The 15,941-nt window shown below is 71.3% G+C and carries 17 protein-coding genes; 11 read left to right on the top strand and 6 right to left on the bottom strand.

Going from position 1 to position 15,941, the window contains the following annotated elements; translation table 11 throughout:
• Positions 1 to 29 precede the first annotated feature (29 nt).
• Positions 30 to 638 (top strand): TetR/AcrR family transcriptional regulator, encoded by a 609-nt coding sequence (locus ACIQMV_RS08190; protein ID WP_388478345.1) that lies wholly within the window; start codon positions 30 to 32, stop codon positions 636 to 638.
• Positions 639 to 677: 39 nt separating this feature from the next.
• Here the strand turns inward: ACIQMV_RS08190 and ACIQMV_RS08195 are convergent, their stop codons facing one another.
• The 4 genes from ACIQMV_RS08195 to ACIQMV_RS08210 are packed head-to-tail and all read right to left on the bottom strand — an operon-like array spanning position 678 to position 4,109.
• The gene (locus ACIQMV_RS08195) at positions 678 to 1,601 is read right to left on the bottom strand and encodes a LysR family transcriptional regulator (protein WP_402591978.1); all 924 of its coding nucleotides are present in this window, start codon (positions 1,599 to 1,601) and stop codon (positions 678 to 680) included.
• 11 nt (positions 1,602 to 1,612) lie between these two features.
• Positions 1,613 to 2,755, bottom strand: coding sequence for an NAD(P)/FAD-dependent oxidoreductase (locus tag ACIQMV_RS08200; RefSeq protein ID WP_402591979.1), 1,143 nt, complete (start codon positions 2,753 to 2,755; stop codon positions 1,613 to 1,615).
• Positions 2,752 to 2,940 (bottom strand): ferredoxin, encoded by a 189-nt coding sequence (locus ACIQMV_RS08205; protein ID WP_141357496.1) that lies wholly within the window; start codon positions 2,938 to 2,940, stop codon positions 2,752 to 2,754. Before ACIQMV_RS08205 ends, ACIQMV_RS08200 begins: the two co-directional genes overlap by 4 nt.
• Positions 2,937 to 4,109, bottom strand: coding sequence for a cytochrome P450 (locus ACIQMV_RS08210; RefSeq protein ID WP_402591980.1), 1,173 nt, complete (start codon positions 4,107 to 4,109; stop codon positions 2,937 to 2,939). Before ACIQMV_RS08210 ends, ACIQMV_RS08205 begins: the two co-directional genes overlap by 4 nt.
• 244 nt (positions 4,110 to 4,353) lie before the next feature.
• Between ACIQMV_RS08210 and ACIQMV_RS08215 the strand changes: the two genes are divergently transcribed.
• From ACIQMV_RS08215 to ACIQMV_RS08240, 6 genes are read left to right on the top strand one after another with little or no spacing between them, the layout of a single operon-like run.
• Positions 4,354 to 5,328, top strand: coding sequence for a phosphotriesterase (locus ACIQMV_RS08215; RefSeq protein WP_402591981.1), 975 nt, complete (start codon positions 4,354 to 4,356; stop codon positions 5,326 to 5,328).
• Positions 5,329 to 5,387: 59 nt separating this feature from the next.
• Positions 5,388 to 6,332, top strand: coding sequence for a phosphotriesterase (locus tag ACIQMV_RS08220; protein ID WP_402591982.1), 945 nt, complete (start codon positions 5,388 to 5,390; stop codon positions 6,330 to 6,332).
• A gap of 12 nt (positions 6,333 to 6,344) precedes the next feature.
• Positions 6,345 to 7,457, top strand: coding sequence for an FAD-dependent oxidoreductase (locus ACIQMV_RS08225; protein WP_402591983.1), 1,113 nt, complete (start codon positions 6,345 to 6,347; stop codon positions 7,455 to 7,457).
• 4 nt (positions 7,458 to 7,461) lie between these two features.
• The gene (locus tag ACIQMV_RS08230) at positions 7,462 to 8,385 is read left to right on the top strand and encodes an alpha/beta hydrolase (RefSeq protein WP_402591984.1); all 924 of its coding nucleotides are present in this window, start codon (positions 7,462 to 7,464) and stop codon (positions 8,383 to 8,385) included.
• A gap of 34 nt (positions 8,386 to 8,419) precedes the next feature.
• Positions 8,420 to 9,361 carry an MBL fold metallo-hydrolase gene (locus ACIQMV_RS08235; protein WP_402591985.1) on the top strand — a complete coding sequence of 314 codons (942 nt, stop codon included), beginning with the start codon at positions 8,420 to 8,422 and terminating at the stop codon, positions 9,359 to 9,361.
• Positions 9,362 to 9,379: 18 nt separating this feature from the next.
• Entirely contained in the window at positions 9,380 to 11,146 is a 1,767-nt protein-coding gene (locus ACIQMV_RS08240; protein ID WP_402591986.1) for a CocE/NonD family hydrolase, read from the top strand.
• A gap of 58 nt (positions 11,147 to 11,204) precedes the next feature.
• Here the strand turns inward: ACIQMV_RS08240 and ACIQMV_RS08245 are convergent, their stop codons facing one another.
• Entirely contained in the window at positions 11,205 to 11,396 is a 192-nt protein-coding gene (locus ACIQMV_RS08245) for a DUF397 domain-containing protein (RefSeq protein WP_401772854.1), read from the bottom strand.
• Positions 11,393 to 12,244 (bottom strand): helix-turn-helix domain-containing protein, encoded by an 852-nt coding sequence (locus tag ACIQMV_RS08250; RefSeq protein WP_401772856.1) that lies wholly within the window; start codon positions 12,242 to 12,244, stop codon positions 11,393 to 11,395. Before ACIQMV_RS08250 ends, ACIQMV_RS08245 begins: the two co-directional genes overlap by 4 nt.
• A gap of 191 nt (positions 12,245 to 12,435) precedes the next feature.
• Between ACIQMV_RS08250 and ACIQMV_RS08255 the strand changes: the two genes are divergently transcribed.
• From ACIQMV_RS08255 to ACIQMV_RS08270, 4 genes are all read left to right on the top strand, one after another.
• Positions 12,436 to 12,888 (top strand): ATP-binding protein, encoded by a 453-nt coding sequence (locus tag ACIQMV_RS08255; RefSeq protein WP_402591987.1) that lies wholly within the window; start codon positions 12,436 to 12,438, stop codon positions 12,886 to 12,888.
• A gap of 88 nt (positions 12,889 to 12,976) precedes the next feature.
• Positions 12,977 to 13,408 carry a hypothetical protein gene (locus ACIQMV_RS08260; RefSeq protein WP_402591988.1) on the top strand — a complete coding sequence of 144 codons (432 nt, stop codon included), beginning with the start codon at positions 12,977 to 12,979 and terminating at the stop codon, positions 13,406 to 13,408.
• A 120-nt stretch (positions 13,409 to 13,528) separates the two neighbouring features.
• Positions 13,529 to 14,671 (top strand): PLP-dependent cysteine synthase family protein, encoded by a 1,143-nt coding sequence (locus ACIQMV_RS08265; protein WP_402591989.1) that lies wholly within the window; start codon positions 13,529 to 13,531, stop codon positions 14,669 to 14,671.
• Positions 14,668 to 15,924 (top strand): MFS transporter, encoded by a 1,257-nt coding sequence (locus tag ACIQMV_RS08270; protein ID WP_402591990.1) that lies wholly within the window; start codon positions 14,668 to 14,670, stop codon positions 15,922 to 15,924. Before ACIQMV_RS08265 ends, ACIQMV_RS08270 begins: the two co-directional genes overlap by 4 nt.
• Positions 15,925 to 15,941: the final 17 nt, after the last annotated feature.

Consider the following 15,941-nt stretch of genomic DNA (forward strand, 5'->3'; position numbering starts at 1 on the left):
GCCGTGCGGCGGCGCGTTAGGATCCCGGCATGGCGAACCTTCGACAGGCGCAGAAGCAGATGACGCGCCGCTTGCTGCTGGAGTCGGGACTCGAGCTGTTCAAGACGAAGGGGTACGCCGCCACCACGGTCGACGACATCGCGACCGCGGCGGGCACCACCCGGGTGACGTTCTACGCGTACTTCCCCTCCCGCAGCGAGCTGATGAAGGCGCTCATCGACGAGCAGCTCAACGAGGCGTTGCAGCGCGTCAGTTCCCCCGAGCACGGCTCCACGGCCCAGGGCCTGGTCGCGACCGTGGCCGACGGGACGCCGGAGGCGATCACCGCCTGGCTGCGGCGCACCGCCGACAGCTGGCCGGCGATCCGGCCGATCATCCGCGTGGGCCGGGATGCCGCGGCGGTCGATCCGGAACTTGTCGACCTGGTGGAGCGATGGCTGGAGGAGGCCATCAGCGACATCGAGGACGGACTGACGGCGGCCGGGCGCTTCGCCCCCCATCAGCGCCGCTTCCGGGGTGTACTGGCGATGGCCGAGCTGGACTACGTCGCCCAGCACTGGGACGGTGCGGACTGGAAGCTCACGCGCGAGCAGATGCTCGACGAGCTCAGCACCAGCTGGGTGCGCTTGCTGACCTGACCTGACCTGACCTGACCGTCGCCGCGAGCCGGGCCGGTCTCAGATCTCGGCCGCGGCGTCGAACAGCAGCGCCCGGAGCCATGCGACGAAGGACCGGTCGGACAGGCGCGGGTTGAACACCATGTCGATGCCGAGCCCGGGCAGCGGGAACGGGAACTCCTCGATCCGCACGTCGGCGAGCGTCCGCATGGTGGCGGCGACCCGGTACCGCAGGAGCGCGACGCCGCCGGCGCGGGCCACGAGGAACGGCACCAGCAGGAAGTCGGAGATCCACTGGCCGACGCGGTAGGGGATCCCCTTGTCCTCCAGCACCGAGTAAGGGAAGACCCGCCGGTCGGTGTCGACCACGATGTGCGGCTCGGTGGTGAGCAGATCGAGCGCACTCGCCTGCGGCGGGGTTTCCGGCGAAGCCACCACCACGCAGCGGTCGTTGTACAGCCGCTCGCGCGGATACGGCGAGAAGTGCCCCTCGGAGATCAGCACGGCGTCGACACCCCCTTCGGTGAAGGTGGCCTCGGTCGGCACCGTGATCGTCCGCACGCGCAGCGTGGCGCGCGGCGCGCGCTCCGCGACGAGCCGCGTCAGCCGGGGGCCGATGACGAACGCCGTGCTGTTCGTCATGGCGACCGTGATGACCCGCTCGTCCGTGGCGGGTTCGAAGCAGGGGAAGTCGACGATCTGCGCCGTCTGCTGCAGCGCGCTGCGCAGCGGCGCGATCAGCTCCAGCGCCCGTGGGGTGAGCGTGACGCCGCTGCCCTGCCGGACGACGAGCTCGTCGCCCAGCAGACGCCGCATCCTGGTGAGGGCGTGGCTCATGGCGGGCTGCGACAGCCCGACCCGTTCCGCCGCCCTGGTCACCGAACGCTCCTCCAGCAGCGCGAGGAGGGGCACCAGCAGGTTGAGATTGACCGACGCCAGCCGGTCCAGCCCCGAAGCCGGGGTGCCCTCCACGTCGCTGCTCATGGACCGAGACCCTACGCGGCCGCCCGGGTCATGCGACGCAGCCGGGGGATGGGGATGCGGTAGTCGAGGGCCACGGCCGTGGTGGTGCCGTCCTCCTGCGACCAGGTCATCAACGCCGGTCCGCCGCCGGGCTCTCCGTCGGCGTACGCGGGTTCCCCGGCCGCCGGCAGGTGTCCCACCGCTTTGAGGGTCAGTCCGAACTGCTCGGTCCAGAAGTACGGCTGGAACGCGAGCGGCGGCGCGTCCTCGCCGTGTACGACTGCCCGGGCGGCGGCCTTCGCCTGCTCGATGGCACTGCTCCACAGGGGGATGCGGCGCAGGCCCCGCGGGGTGGGGAAGGCGGCGAGGTCGCCGACGGCCGCGACCTCGGGGCGGGCGAGGCCCCGCGAGTCGACCGGGACGGCGCCGTTCACGACGAGACCGGTGCCGGCGAGCCACTCCGTGTTGGGCACGTCGCCGACGGCCGTGAGCAGGACCTCCGCATCGAGGACCGCGCCGTCGTCCAGCACGACCCGGGCGTCGCCCGCACGCCCCTCGACCCGGGCCCCGCGGGTCTCGACGACGGTGAGTCCCCGGTCGCGCGCTGCGGCGGCGAAGACACCGGCGAGGTGCGGACCGAGCTGGGCGGACAGCGGCACCCCCTGGGAGACGAGGGTGACCCGGCAGCCGGCGGCCAGGCAGCCCGAGGCGATCTCCATGCCGAGCGGGCCGCCGCCGACGACGAGGACCGAGGGCCGGTCCGCCAGGCGGCGGCGCAGTGTCAGCGCGTCGTCCAGTCCGCGCAGGGTGACCTCGTCGGGCGACCCGGACAGCCGTCGCGCCCGGGAGCCCGTGGCGAGGACGACGCGGTCGTACGGCAGGGCGGTGCCGTCGTCGAGCGTGACGAGCCGCCGATCGAGGTCGAGCCCGGTCGCGCGCACGCCCAGCAGCTCGGTCGCCCCGTGGCCGGGCGGCGGGAGCGCGTGCGAGGACATGTCGTCGCCGTCGAGCAGCAGCGCCTTCGACAGGGCGGGGCGGCTGTACGCCGGGTGCGTCTCGTCGCCGACGACGGTCAGCTCGCCGTCGAACCCGGCCTCGCGGAGCGTGTCGGCGGCGGTGAGCCCGGCGATCCCGTTGCCCACGACGACGACGCGTTCCAGGGTGCCGGCGCTCATTCGACCCTCAGCGCGGCGACCGGGCACACCCGGGCGGCGGCGTTCGCGAGGGCGGCGTCGGCCTCGTCGATCTCCTCGCGGTCGAGCACCAGCTCGCCGTCGTCGTCGACGTGCATGAGCTGCGGGGCGGCCTCTTCGCACAGGCCGTGGCCCTCACACCGGGGGCGGTCGAGAACGATCTTCATGCGGGGATCACCTCCAGGACGGGGAGCTCCTCGATGCTCCGGGTGATGTTGCTGGGGACACGGACCTCGGGGCCGGCGACGAGGCGCTTGACGCGCCGGGAGAGTGCCTCGATCACGGCGTGGGCCTCCAGGCGGGCGAGCCCCTGGCCCGCGCAGCCGTGCGGGCCGTAACCGAACGACAGGTGGTCGACCGGGTTGCGTTCGACCAGGAAGGTGTCCGGGTCGTCGTAGTGCCGGGGGTCGCGGTTGCCGGCGCCGAGCAGCACCGCGATCTGCGCGCCCGCCGGGATGACGGTGCCCTCGACGTCGACGTCCCGGGTGGCGAGCCGGCCCCAGACGTTGACGGGAGACCAGAAGCGCAGCACCTCGTTGAACGCCCCCGGTATCAGGGACGGTTCGGCGCGGACCAGGTCGAGCTGGTCGGGATGCGCGGCGAAGAGGGCGACGACGTTGCCGATCGCCGCGACGGTCGTGTCGACGCCGGCGCCCAGGTACTGGTGGATGATGTGGCCGGCCGTGCCCTCGGGGATGGCACCGCGCGCCTCGGCGTCGAAGATGCCGCGGCCCACGGAGCCCTCGGCCAGGTCGTCGGCCGTGACCTCGGAGCACCAGGCGTACAGTTCCCCGGCGATGGGGAAGTTCTCGGCCGTGCGCTGGTTCATCGGGCCGAGGACCTGCATGGCGGCCTGGCCCCAGCGCAGCATGTTGTCGCGTACGTGACCGGTGAAGCCGATCAGATCCGCGACGACCTCCAGCGGGAAGGCACGGGCGAGTGCGTCGACGGCCTCGAAGGAGCCCTGCTCGACGAGTTCGGCGACCAGGGCGTCCGCCTTCGCCTCGATCCGGCCCTTCAGGCCGCGCAGGGCGCGCGGTGAGAGGTTCTCGGTGAGTGTGGCGCGCAGCCGGGTGTGCACCGGGGGGTCGGACGCGAGCGAGGTGCCCGTCAGCGCCTGGTTGGCCATCGGGTTGAAAGCGATCGAGGTCGAGGAGAACGACTCCCAGTCCGCGAGCGCGCCGCGGATGACGTCGTACCGCGTCAGCGCGTAGACGCCGTTCTTCGGCAGGTGGACGACGGGGCCCTGTTCCCGCAGCTCGGCGTGGACGGGGCAGGGGTCCAGGACGACCTCGTCGGCGAAGAGGTCGACGTCGGAGGTGGGCGGAGTGCTCATGGCCCTCAGTGAAGTGGCCGACACCACATCGATCAAATGAATGATTTACATGGCGTCACATGCACGCCATTCATGCGTCATCCCCGCCGTGTTCCTCGTGCTCTGATTTTCCCCCTCCATGCAACCCTCTGTGCAGTGTTTTTTCGTGGTGTTCGTTTCATTGACGCTATGTAAACCGAATGGCTACTGTGACAGCAGCCACAGGGTGCACCGCCGCACCCCACACCGGACACGTGAGGCAGTCATGAGCGTGAACAGCAACACCGTGAACACCGTCCTGGGCCCGGTGCCGGCCGAGCAGTTGGGCGTCGTCTCGGTCCACGAGGCGCTGCTGTCGGTGCTCCCGGGCGCGGAGCACGCCTTCGACGTCACCCTCGACCGCGCCGAGATCTTCGAGACGCTGGCCGCGAAGCTGAGGGACTTCCGCGCTCACGGCGGCGGCACGATCGTCGACAGCACCGGCATGTTCCACGGGCGGGACGTCCGGCTGTACGAAACCCTGTCCCGCACGACCGGTGTGCACATCGTCGCCTCGACCGGCCAGGGCCCCGAGGAACTGCTCGGCGGGTACTTCCTCACGCCGCAGACCAACCCGCCGACGCCGTGGCCGGCCGAGAAGTTCGCCGACCTCTTCACCCAGGAGATCACCGAGGGCATGGTGGTCCCGCGCGTGGAGCGCCGAGGCCCCGCCGGCCTGGTGGCCACCGCCGCGACGCGGACCGGCACGACCGCGACCGACGAGAGCCTCCTGCGCGGCGCGGCCCGCACCGCCCTCGCCACCAGCGTCGCGGTCTCCATCCGGTACGGCGCGGACGCCGTCCACGACCTCGACATCGTGCTCGACGAGAAGCTGCCGGCCGACCGGGTCGTCGTCGGCGGGCTGGACCGCAAGGACGCCGTAGCCGCCGGCGCGCCCGCGAAGGTCGCCGGCCGCGGCGCCTACGTCGCGCTCGACCACGTCGGCACCGAGGACGCCGAGCACCTCACCGACGCCGAGCGCGCCGCCCTGGTCGCCGTCCTCGTGCAGGCCGGTCTCGGCGACCGGATCCTGCTCTCCGCCAGCGCGACCGGGGTGGCCAAGGGGCACCCTGCCAACGACCTGCCGTACAGCCATGTCCTGACCGCCTTCGTGCCGCTGCTGAAGGCGCGGGGCCTCGGCGACGACGACGTGCGGCGGATTCTCGTGGCCAACCCGCGCGACCTGCTCGCGGTGCGCTGAGCGCGCCGGCCCGAACGACCGTCAAGTCCTCTTCTCAAAAGGTGAGTGTTGTGTCGAGAGTGAACACAGTTCTGGGGCCGATCCCCGCCGAGGAGCTGGGTCTCGTGGCGATCCACGAGCACATCGGGTACGGCATGCCCGGCTCCGAGCTGGACACGAAGTGGTGGAAGACGCCCGAGCAGCGCTACGAGGAGACCGTCCCGAAGCTGCGCAGGTTCCACGAGCTCGGCGGCGGCACCTTCGTCGACGCGACCGGCATCTGCAACGGCCGTGACGTCGACTACTACAAGTCCCTGTCCGCGAAGACCGGCGTCCACATCGTCGCCTGCACCGGCTTCGTCGGCGGCGACACCGCTCTGCCGCACTTCGCCCGCGCCGACGTCGACTACCTCACCCGGCAGTTCGTCCACGAGATCACCGTCGGTATCGGCTCCACCGGCAGCCTGGCCGGAGTCATCAAGGTCGGCGTGAGCCGCGGCGGCCGTATGACGGACCTGGACAAGCGCATCTACCGCGCCGCGGCCCGCGCCTCGCTCACCACCGGCGTGCCGATCCTCACCCACCTCGCGATCGACGCCGAGAACGCGATCGCGATCTTCAACGAGGAGGGCCTTCCGCTCGACCGCGTGCTGTTCGGGCATGTCGACGACGGGGTGAACGCCGACAAGACGCGCGACGTCTGGATCGCGGAGCAGGGCGGCCGCATCGGCTTCGACACGTTCGGCTACGAGACCGAGCTGCCGGACCCGCCGTTCTGGGCCCGCCCCCGCAAGGAACGGCTGGACCACTTCCTGCGGTTCATCGGCGACGGCCGGCTGCGGCAGGTCCTCGCCTCCGCCGACGCCAACTGCAGCCCTCTGGGCTGGCCGGGCGTCAAGGGGCACACCGTCAACTACATCTTCGACGACCTCATCCCGGACCTCCGCGCCGCCGGCCTGGACGAGGCCATCATCAAGACGATCTTCGTCGACAACCCCGCCGACTTCCTGACCATCCAGAAGTAAGAGAGAACCACCATGCAGTCCTCGGACCTGAAGAACCTGAAGATCGCGGTCGTCGGAGCGGGATACGGCGGCGCGGCGGCAGCCAAGGCCCTGAGCCTGCTCGGCGCGGACGTGAACGTCTACGAGCAGGCGAACCAGATCCGCGAGGTCGGCGCCGGCATCGGTCTGCGCCCCGCCACCATCAACCGGTTCCGCCAGTGGGGCATCTTCGAGGCGATCGCGAAGGTCAGCTCGCCCAGCGAGTACTTCGAGATCCTCACCGCCACCGGTGAACCGATCATGAAGGAGGCGTGGCCGGCCGCCGGGGACCAGACCCACACCCATCTCATCCACCGTGGCGACTTCATCGACGCCCTGCTGGGCGTGCTGCCCGAGGGCATGGTGCACCTCGGGCACAAACTGCGGACCGTCGAGGACAAGGGCGACAGCTCCGTCCTCACCTTCGCGGACGGCAGGACGGTCGAGGCGGACCTCGTCGTCGGCGCCGACGGCATCAAGTCGGTCGTGCGCCGGCAGCTGTTCAGCGACAGGAGCCCGGTGTTCTCCGGCGAGCACGCCTACCGTGCCGTCATCCCCGTGGACGACGCCCACGGCATGGTCGTCGACGACAACCTCCGGATGTACATCGGCAAGGGCACGAAGATCTACCTGCTGCCGCTGCGGCACCGGCGCCAGGTGTCGTTCGACATCACCGCCCTGTGCCCGGACGGCACCTGGAACCCGCAGGTCACGAAGGACGACCTGCTGAAGACGGTGGAGGGCTTCGACGAGCGCCTCGTGAGCATCACGCGCGACCTCGACATGGGCACCGTGAACATCCGCGCCGTCTACGACATCGACCCGGTCGACACCTGGCACTCCGACTCCGTCGTCCTCGTCGGCGACGCCGCCCACTCGATGCTGCACCACCAGGGGCAGGGCGCGAACTCGGCCATCGAGGACGCCGGGGCGCTCGCCGACGCCCTGCGCCAAGCCGCGTCCCTGAAGGAGGGACTGGCCCTGTACCAGGCCACCCGCAAGCCCGTGACCGACGAACTGCAGGCCATCTCGCGCCAGGGCTGGACCGAGGACGAGATCGACGACGTCTTCCCCGGCCAGAAGCCCGCCGCTGCCGGACAGGAGTGACACCATGACGCTGCATCCCGAGATCGCCGCATTCCTCGCGAGCCTGCCCGCCCCGCCCGAGGGCCCGCTCGACCCGGTTGCCATGCGTGCCGCGGACGAGGCGCACGTCGCTCCCCTGGAGGAGCGCCTGCCGCTGCACGCGGTCGACGACGTGACGGCGAGGACGGCCGCCGGCGAGGTACCGGTACGGATCCACACCCCTGTTGAGGCCGACAGCTACGGCGTGCTGGTCTACTTCCACGGCGGCGCGTTCTTCCTCGGCAGCCTGGAGACCCACGACCACGTCGCGCGCTCACTGGCCAAGGAGACCGGGCTCAAGGTCGTCTCCGTCGGCTACCGCCTGGCACCCGAGGCGGCCTTCCCGGCGGGTCTCGACGACTGCTACGCGGTCGTGCGCTGGGTCGCCGAAGAGGGTACGGGCCTGGCCTGGGACGGTACGACCCTCGCCGTCGCCGGTGACAGCTCCGGCGGCACCTTCGCCGCCGCGGTCGCCGCCAGGGCGCACGACGACGGCTTCGACCGGATCACCCACCAGATCCTCTACTACCCCTCGCTCGACCTGGACTTCGACGTCGACCGCTACCCGTCGCTGCGGGAGAACGCGGTGGGCTACGGCCTGGAGACGGCGGGGCTGAAGCCCTTCAACGCCTTCTACCTCGACAGCGGCGCCGACCCCGCGGACCCGCTGGTGTCGCCGATCAAGCGGACCGACCTCACCGGTCTGCCGCCCGCGCTGGTCGTCACCGCCGAGCACGACCCGATGCGCGACGAGGGCGAGCTGTACGGCGAGCGGCTGCGCGAAGCCGGTGTGGAGGCGACGGTGAGCCGGTACGAGGGAGCGGGCCACGGGTTCGTCCAGCACTTCTCCTGGATCCCGGAGTACCACGCGGTCTTCACGCAGACACGCGACTTCCTCGGCCGCAGCTGACCGGCCGGCCCGTGCACGAGCGGAGTAGGAAAGCATGACGCACCCAGTCACCGTCCACCCCCTGGTCTCGCCCTGGGGCCGGTTCGGTCTCTACAGCTTCTTCATCGACGCACCCGAGCCGGCGATCGTCGACACCGGCATCGCCTCGTCGCCCGCCGAAGGGATGGCTCCCGCGCTCGAGGCCATCGGACGCCGCATCGAGGACGTGCGCTGGATCCTGCTGACCCACGGTCACATCGACCACGTCGGCGGAGCGCACGCTCTGTGGGAGCTCACCGGGCGGCGCGCCCGGGTGGTCATCCACGAGGCCGACGCACCGATGCTCCGCTCGCGCCGGGCCCACGTCGAGGAGTACCTCGCGGGACGGGGGCGGTACCTGGACGACCCCGAGGGCGAGGCGAAGGTGACGGCCGCCACGGAGGCCGTCATCTCCGGCGAGATGGAGCCCTCCCTGCTGGTCAAGGGCGGCGAGACCCTCTCCCTCGGCGGTGACGTCACCGTGTCCGTGCACTCCGTACCGGGCCACACACCCGGATCGGTCGCCTACGTCGTCGACGGACAGCGCTCGGTGTTCACCGGAGACGCCGTCCAGGTCCACGGGGCGGCGAACGGCTTCCCGGGCTACACGGACCCGGTCGCCTACCGCGCCGGCCTGGAGTACCTGCGGGACGAGATCCGCCCGCGGCACCTCTACCTGGGGCACCCCTACCGTCGCGTCGACGGCACACCGTACGGCGTCGAGCTCGACGAGGCGCAGGCCCAGGAGGCCATCACCCAGAGCCTGGACATCGAGGCCCGTGTCGCCGCGGCCGCCTGCGGATGCCTGGAGGCGGGCCTGCGGGAGACGGATTCGCCGTACTCCCCGTTCGCCCGTGCCGCCGAGGAGCTCGGCTACACCGGGGACCCCGCGCTCGAGCCGTCGCCGTTCTTCACCTCCATGGCCGGCTACCGCACGCACCTCGAACAGAACGCGTAACACAGGAGCTTCACACCCATGACTGACCTTCACACGATCCGCGCGGGCGAGCAGTCGATCGCCGTCCGCAAGGATCTCCAGGTGCCGATGCGCGACGGCGTCACGCTGGTGGCCGACGCGTACAGCGGTGCGGACGACACACCGCGGCCCGCGCTGGTGGCCCTGAGCCCGTACGGCAAGGAGCTCCAGGCCCTGGCCCTGACGACCCCGCCGCAGCGCCGGCCGAGCCCCATGTGGGACGGCTGCATCGAGGCCGGAGACATCGCGCGCGTCGTCCAGGAGGGCTACGTCCACGTCATCGGCGACCTGCGCGGCTCCGGCGCCTCCGAGGGCGAGCACATCGGCAACTACAACGCCGGTGGCGTCTCGCTCGGCCAGGACGCGTACGACTTCATCGAGTGGGTCGCCGCGCAGCCGTGGTGCGACGGCAACGTCGGCATGATCGGCATCTCCTACTTCGGCTCGATGCAGGTACTGGCGGCGGCCGAGCGTCCGCCGAGCCTCAAGGCGATCTTCGTCAGCGGCGGCCACTACGACTTCTACGAGACCACCTATCACGGCGGCGTCATGTGGTTCATGCCGCGCGCCGCCCGTGAAGGGCGCGGCGGCGACTCCGGCTGGGCCTTCACCGACGGCGTCAAGTCCCGCATGCTCGAGACCTGCTCGCCCGAAGAGATCAAGAAGCGGGTCGCCGAGCGCCTGCGGGACCCGGACGTGGCCGCCTGGCCCAACCTGGTCCACGTGCTGAACTACCCGAAGAACCACGAGGCCTGGTTCGACATCGTGATGAACGAGGTCGACGGCGAGTGGTACGAGGAACGCAACCCCGTCACCCTCGCGCCGGACATCGACATCCCGGTCTGGCTCCAGATCGACCAGGGCCGCGGCTGGACGATGGACGGCACCATCGAGGTCTTCAACCGCGTCAAGGGCCCCAAGAAGCTGGACATCGGTCCGTACCCGCCCATGCAGTCGCGCCCCTTCGTCGAAGAGCACGACAAGATGTTCCGCTGGTACGACTACTGGATCAAGGGCATCGACAACGGGATCATGAACGAGCCCGCCGTCACCGTGCACGTCGAGGGCTCACGCCAGTACGTCACCGGGGCCCAGTGGCCGCCGAAGGCCGTGGAGCACAAGCCGCTCTACCTCCGCCCGCGCCACAAGCTCTCCTTCGAGCCCGAGCCCATGGGTGCCGAGCACGCCGCCCCCGACGGCTTCTACCAGGCGCCGCTCACGGTCACCGACAAGGTGGAGATGCTCAGCTGGAGCACCGAGCCGTTCACCGAGCCCACCGAGATGATCGGCCAGGGCGCGGCGCACCTGTTCGCGGAGATCGACCAGCCCGACACCAACTTCATCCTGCGCATGTGGGACGAGGCCCCGGGCGGCAAGCGCCGGCTCATCACCACCGCCTACCTCAAGGCCTCGCACCGCGAGCTCGACGAGGAGCGCACCACCGAGGGCGACCCCTACCACCCGCACACCCGCGCGGTGCCGGTCGAGCCGGGGAAGATCGAGGAGTACGTGCTGCGCGTCTACCCGTTCGCGGCGACGTTCCTGCGGGGCCACAAGCTGGTCGTGGAGCTCTCCAACGACGAGCCACTGGCCGACGCGCACAACGCGCTGCTGCCGCCGGACGCCTTCCACCTGCCGGTGGGCCGCCCCGTCACCCACAAGATCTACCGCGACGCCGCACACCCCTCCCGGCTGGTGCTGCCGTTCACGACGGTCACGGCGGGCTCTGCGCGCGATCAGGACGGAGACCGGCGCAGCGGCTCCTGACGAGGCCGACGCCGACCGGGGGACCGCCGTACCCCCGGCGGCTCGCCTCCCGGGGCGCTCAGAGGTGCGAGTCGGCAGCCAGTGCCGTGAACGCCGCCCAGGCGTCGGGGGAGACAGCGAGGGACTGCCTCCGGGTGTCCTTCGAGTCCCGGACAAGAACGACGCCGGGGCGCAGGGCGACCTCGATACAGTTGTCGCCGCCGCCGCCGCTGTAGCTGCTCTTGAACCAGGCCGGTTCGCTCGTGCTCATAGCGCTCCTCGCATCTGATCCAGCAGGCTCGCGGTGGCTTGGTGGCTCAGAGCCTGTGAGCGCATCTTGCCATAGCGCTGGAGCATCTGACTTACGGCTTTCGGGTCACTGATGAGCATGCTGGTGCCGTGGCCTTCGACGTAACCGGCCCATCGGTGTTCGGCTGTCTCGGCAAGGTACATCTCGCCCTCGAAGCCGGAGTGTTCCTCCTGGAGCAGCGGCATGACCTGGAGTTCCACGTTGCGGTACCGGCCGACTGCGATGAGGTGGTCGAGCAGGACTTTCGTGACGGCCGTACCTCCCATGCGGCGTTCCAGGAGAGCCTGCTCGACGACGAAGCTGAACGACGTGTTGGGGCGTTCGACGAGAAGTTGCTGCCTGGCCAGTCGTGCTGCCACCTGCCGCTCGGACTGTTCTTCCGTGAGCGGAGGCAGGTGCCGGTCGAAGATCGCGCGGATGTACGGCTCAGGTTGCAACAGGCCTGGAACGACCCGGCTTTCATACGCGTACAGCGAGATCGCCTCCTCCTCGATCCCCGCCCACTGCCGGAACCAGGACGCCAGCCCCGCCTTCCGCGTCAGGCTCTTCGCCGCAGCCCCCAGCACGCGCGCCGCGACCGCGCCCAGGACCTCGTCCGACCGCTTCAGCAGTTCCTTCGGCGGGAAGCGCTTCCCCTGCTCGATCTTGGCGATGTACGCGGGCGAGTAGCGCACCAGCGGAGCGAACTGCTCCTGTGTCAGGCCGGCTTCCTCCCGCAGGGCCTTGAGGACCGCGCCGAAGGTCTTCAGGCTGTCGGAGAGTTCCGGCTCGCAGCCCCCGCCCACTCCGCCACCGTTGTCCGTCGTCATCGCAGCCGCCTTCCCCTGTGCCACCGGGCCGTACCCGTGCCGTACCGTTCGTCGTCCGGGCTGCGCCACGCCAGACCGATCAATGCTCACGCACGGCGACCGACCCAGTCCAGCGCGTGAACCGGTACAGCGTGATCTGTATCAGCGGCGGACCTGCCGACGACCTGTCAACTGTCGGCAAGCTGGCCCGCATGCCAGCCCCGAACCGCCAATCCGCCACCCTCGTACGCACGTTCACGCAGCGCTTCTCCACCACCCGGCGCGGTGCCCGCCTCGCCCGGCTGCTCGCCGCGCACCAGCTCACCGAGTGGGGGCATCCGCGAGGAACCGAAGCGCACGACACCGTCGTCCTCGTCGTCGCCGAACTCGCCGCGAACGCCGTTCTCCACGGCCGTGTCCCGGGGCGTGACTTCGCTCTCGCCCTGTCCTTCGAGGAGGGGCGGGACGTCGTCCGGATCGAGGTGACCGACACCCACCCCGCCCGGCCGGCGCGCATGGCTCCCGGCCCGGACGGGGACGGGGGCCGTGGCCTGGTCCTCGTCGACGCGCTCGCCGTCGACTGGGGCGTACGGGACCGCCTCGGCCCCGGCAAGACGGTATGGGCCGAGTGCGCCCTGTGCCCGAGCGCACGACCAGGGTGTTGACATCCAGCCGCGCGTCGGCAGCGGAACCCGGTCGGCCCCTGACCTTTGACAAGAACTTTACGTACGTGACCGACTACTGTTCGTGTTCATGCTGGCCGGGTCGATCTTCGGACGCCGCCGCTCCGCGTCACGGACCGGAGCGGTGCTCGTGCTGTTGCTGGCCGCGCTCATGCACGTACTGGCCTGCGCCCACGGCCCGACACCCACCGGCGCGGCACGGGCCGACACCCCGCTCGTGGCCTTTGCCGCCTACGGACAGACACCTCAGGACCAGCACCGGGCGGACGTCCGGACCTCGGCCCCCGCACACGACGGCGACGTGCACTGCTGGGACGGGGACGAGCCGACCGCGCAACTCCCGCGAGACGCCTCCCCGGCCCACCCCGCGGTCCACGACGTCCTGACCGCCGACCACACCCCGGCCGCGCCGCTCCCGGCGCGAACCCCCGCAGCCGCTCCCGAACCCGGCAACACCTCGCCCGGGCACGCGCGAGCCCTCTTCGGCGTGTGGCGGACCTGATCGGCCCCGCTGCCGAGCCCTGCCCCCGACGCGGGGAACGGCAGCCGATCGGTCCCGCCCTCTTCCCGCCCCCACACGACCGGCGGCCGTTCACGGTCCCGGCCGCAGGAGAAGCACGCCATGAACCACCCCATCCGCACCTCCGTCCCCGCCTGCCCGGCCCAGCTCCTGGCCGACGCCAAACGCCCCATGCGCACGCCCGCCGGACTGGTCGGCGACACCCCCGTGCTGTGGATCGGCGAGCCCTTCACCGCCGCCGGGCGCGGCTTCTGGGCCAAGCTCGAAGGCCACAACCCCGGCGGCATCAAGGACCGCACCGCCCTGCACATGGTCCGAGCCGCCCGCGAACGCGGCCGGCTGCTGCCCGGCGCCCGGATCGTGGAGTCGACCTCCGGCACCCTCGGTCTCGGGCTGGCCCTCGCGGGCGCCACCTTCGGCCACCCCGTCACCGTCGTCACCGACCCGGCGATCGAACCACTGATGACCGGCCTGCTCACGGCGTACGGCTCCGAAGTCGACGTCGTCACCACCCCGCACCCGGTCGGCGGCTGGCAGGAGGCCCGCCGCCACCGGGTCGAGGAACTGCTCGCCGCCCACCCGGACGCGTGGTGCCCCGACCAGTACGACAACCCCGACAACGTCGCCGCCTACGCCCCGCTCGCCCACGAACTCGTCGCCCAGCTCGGCCGTATCGACAGCCTCGTCGTCTCCGTCGGCACCGGCGGCCACTCCGCCGGCATCGGCTCCGTCCTGCGCGGCTTCTTCCCGGGGCTGCGCGTGGCCGGGGTGGACACCACCGGCTCGACGATCTTCGGGCAGCCCGCCGCGCCCCGCCTGATGCGCGGACTCGGCTCCAGCATCCACCCCCGCAACGTCGCCTACGACCTGTTCGACGAGGTGCACTGGGTCGCCGCCCCCGAGGCGGTGTGGGCGGCGCGCCTCCTGGCCCGCGACCACTACGCCACCGGCGGCTGGAGCGTCGGCGCCGTCGCTCTCGTCGCCCGCTGGCTGGCCCGCACCCTGCCCGCCGAGGAACGGATCGTCGCGGTCTTCCCCGACGGCCCGCAACGCTATGTCGGCACCGTCTTCGACGACGCGTACTGCCGGGAGCACGGCCTCCTCGGACACCTGCCCGCCGACGACCCGGAAGAGATCGGTGATCCGGGCGAACGGACCGTGTCCCGCTGGACCCGCTGCACCCGTGTCGTCGACCCGCTCGCCGTCGGCGGCGGTGCGCCGGAACTCGCGAGGGCCGGGCGATGACGGACCTGTGGCGGCAGACCCGCTCCTTCCCGCCCGCCGTAAGGCTGTTGATGGCCAACCAGTTCGCCATCAACCTCGCCTTCTACATGCTCATGCCCTACCTCGCCGCCCACCTGTCCGATGGACTCGGCCTCGCCGCCTGGGCCGTCGGGCTCGTGCTGGGCGTGCGCAACTTCTCCCAGCAGGGCATGTTCCTCATCGGCGGCACGCTCGCCGACCGCCTCGGCTACAAAACCCCGATCATGGCCGGCTGCCTGCTGCGCACCGCCGGTTTCGGCCTGCTCGGCTGGGTCGACAACCTCCCCGCCCTGATCGCGGCCTCCGCCGCCACCGGCTTCGCCGGCGCCCTGTTCAACCCCGCCGTCCGCGCCTACCTCGCCGTCGAGGCGGGCGAACGGCGCGTGGACGCCTTCGCCGCCTTCAACGTCTTCTACCAGGCGGGCATGCTGCTCGGCCCACTCGTCGGGCTCGCCCTGCTCGCCGCCGACTTCCGCCTCGTGTGCACGACCGCCGCCGGCATCTTCGCCGTACTCACCGTGCTGCAGTGGCGCGCCCTGCCCGCCCGGCGCGGTCACGCGGCGGACGCGGCCCGGCAGGAGAGCGTGCTCGCGCAGTGGCGGACGGTCGTGTCCAACCGCCCCTTCCTGCTCTTCGCCACCGCCATGATCGGCTCCTACGTGCTCACCTTCCAGGTGTACCTGGCCCTCCCGCTGGCGGCGGCCGACGCCCTGGGGGCGAACGGCACGGCGGTCACCAGCGGGCTCTTCATCGTCTCCGCCGCGGTGGCCGTCGTCGGCCAGCTGCGCCTGACCGGCTGGGCCAAGCAGCGGTGGCGACCCAGTCAGGCGCTGGTGCGGGGACTGGCCGTGATAGGGCTGGCCTTCCTGCCGCTCGCGCTCGCCCCGCGCGGCTCCTCGGGGGCCGCGCTGGTCGCGCTGGTGACCGCGGTGGTCCTGCTCGCGGTGGGTTCCGCCGTGGTCTACCCGTTCGAGATGGACACCGTCGTCGCCCTGTCGGGCAACCGTCTGGTCGCCACCTACTACGGGCTCTACAACACCGTCTCCGGCCTGGGCATCACCCTGGGCAACCTCGTCACCGGCGCGCTGTGGGACTTCGCCCAGCGGCACCATGCCCTCTGGGTGACCTGGACGGCCCTGACCGCCACCGGACTCGTCTGCGCCGCCTCGGTCGCGGCGCTCGCCCGGGCCGGCCGGCTCACCACCCAGGCGGAGCCCGAGCCCGCCCCCGCCTGACGGAAAGGAGGTCGCCG

This window comes from Streptomyces sp. NPDC091412 (genome assembly GCF_044756885.1).
Taxonomy (GTDB): domain Bacteria; phylum Actinomycetota; class Actinomycetes; order Streptomycetales; family Streptomycetaceae; genus Streptomyces.

Coding starts and splice junctions, on each gene's coding strand:
- ACIQMV_RS08225 (WP_402591983.1), top strand. CDS start 6,345: ATGCAGTCCTCGGACCTGAAGAACCTGAAGATCGCGGTCGTCGGAGCG.
- ACIQMV_RS08215 (WP_402591981.1), top strand. CDS start 4,354: ATGAGCGTGAACAGCAACACCGTGAACACCGTCCTGGGCCCGGTGCCG.
- ACIQMV_RS08240 (WP_402591986.1), top strand. CDS start 9,380: ATGACTGACCTTCACACGATCCGCGCGGGCGAGCAGTCGATCGCCGTC.
- ACIQMV_RS08210 (WP_402591980.1), bottom strand. CDS start 4,109: ATGAGCACTCCGCCCACCTCCGACGTCGACCTCTTCGCCGACGAGGTC.
- ACIQMV_RS08245 (WP_401772854.1), bottom strand. CDS start 11,396: ATGAGCACGAGCGAACCGGCCTGGTTCAAGAGCAGCTACAGCGGCGGC.
- ACIQMV_RS08205 (WP_141357496.1), bottom strand. CDS start 2,940: ATGAAGATCGTTCTCGACCGCCCCCGGTGTGAGGGCCACGGCCTGTGC.
- ACIQMV_RS08190 (WP_388478345.1), top strand. CDS start 30: ATGGCGAACCTTCGACAGGCGCAGAAGCAGATGACGCGCCGCTTGCTG.
- ACIQMV_RS08260 (WP_402591988.1), top strand. CDS start 12,977: ATGCTGGCCGGGTCGATCTTCGGACGCCGCCGCTCCGCGTCACGGACC.
- ACIQMV_RS08250 (WP_401772856.1), bottom strand. CDS start 12,244: ATGACGACGGACAACGGTGGCGGAGTGGGCGGGGGCTGCGAGCCGGAA.
- ACIQMV_RS08230 (WP_402591984.1), top strand. CDS start 7,462: ATGACGCTGCATCCCGAGATCGCCGCATTCCTCGCGAGCCTGCCCGCC.
- ACIQMV_RS08270 (WP_402591990.1), top strand. CDS start 14,668: ATGACGGACCTGTGGCGGCAGACCCGCTCCTTCCCGCCCGCCGTAAGG.
- ACIQMV_RS08265 (WP_402591989.1), top strand. CDS start 13,529: ATGAACCACCCCATCCGCACCTCCGTCCCCGCCTGCCCGGCCCAGCTC.
- ACIQMV_RS08255 (WP_402591987.1), top strand. CDS start 12,436: ATGCCAGCCCCGAACCGCCAATCCGCCACCCTCGTACGCACGTTCACG.
- ACIQMV_RS08200 (WP_402591979.1), bottom strand. CDS start 2,755: ATGAGCGCCGGCACCCTGGAACGCGTCGTCGTCGTGGGCAACGGGATC.
- ACIQMV_RS08195 (WP_402591978.1), bottom strand. CDS start 1,601: ATGAGCAGCGACGTGGAGGGCACCCCGGCTTCGGGGCTGGACCGGCTG.
- ACIQMV_RS08235 (WP_402591985.1), top strand. CDS start 8,420: ATGACGCACCCAGTCACCGTCCACCCCCTGGTCTCGCCCTGGGGCCGG.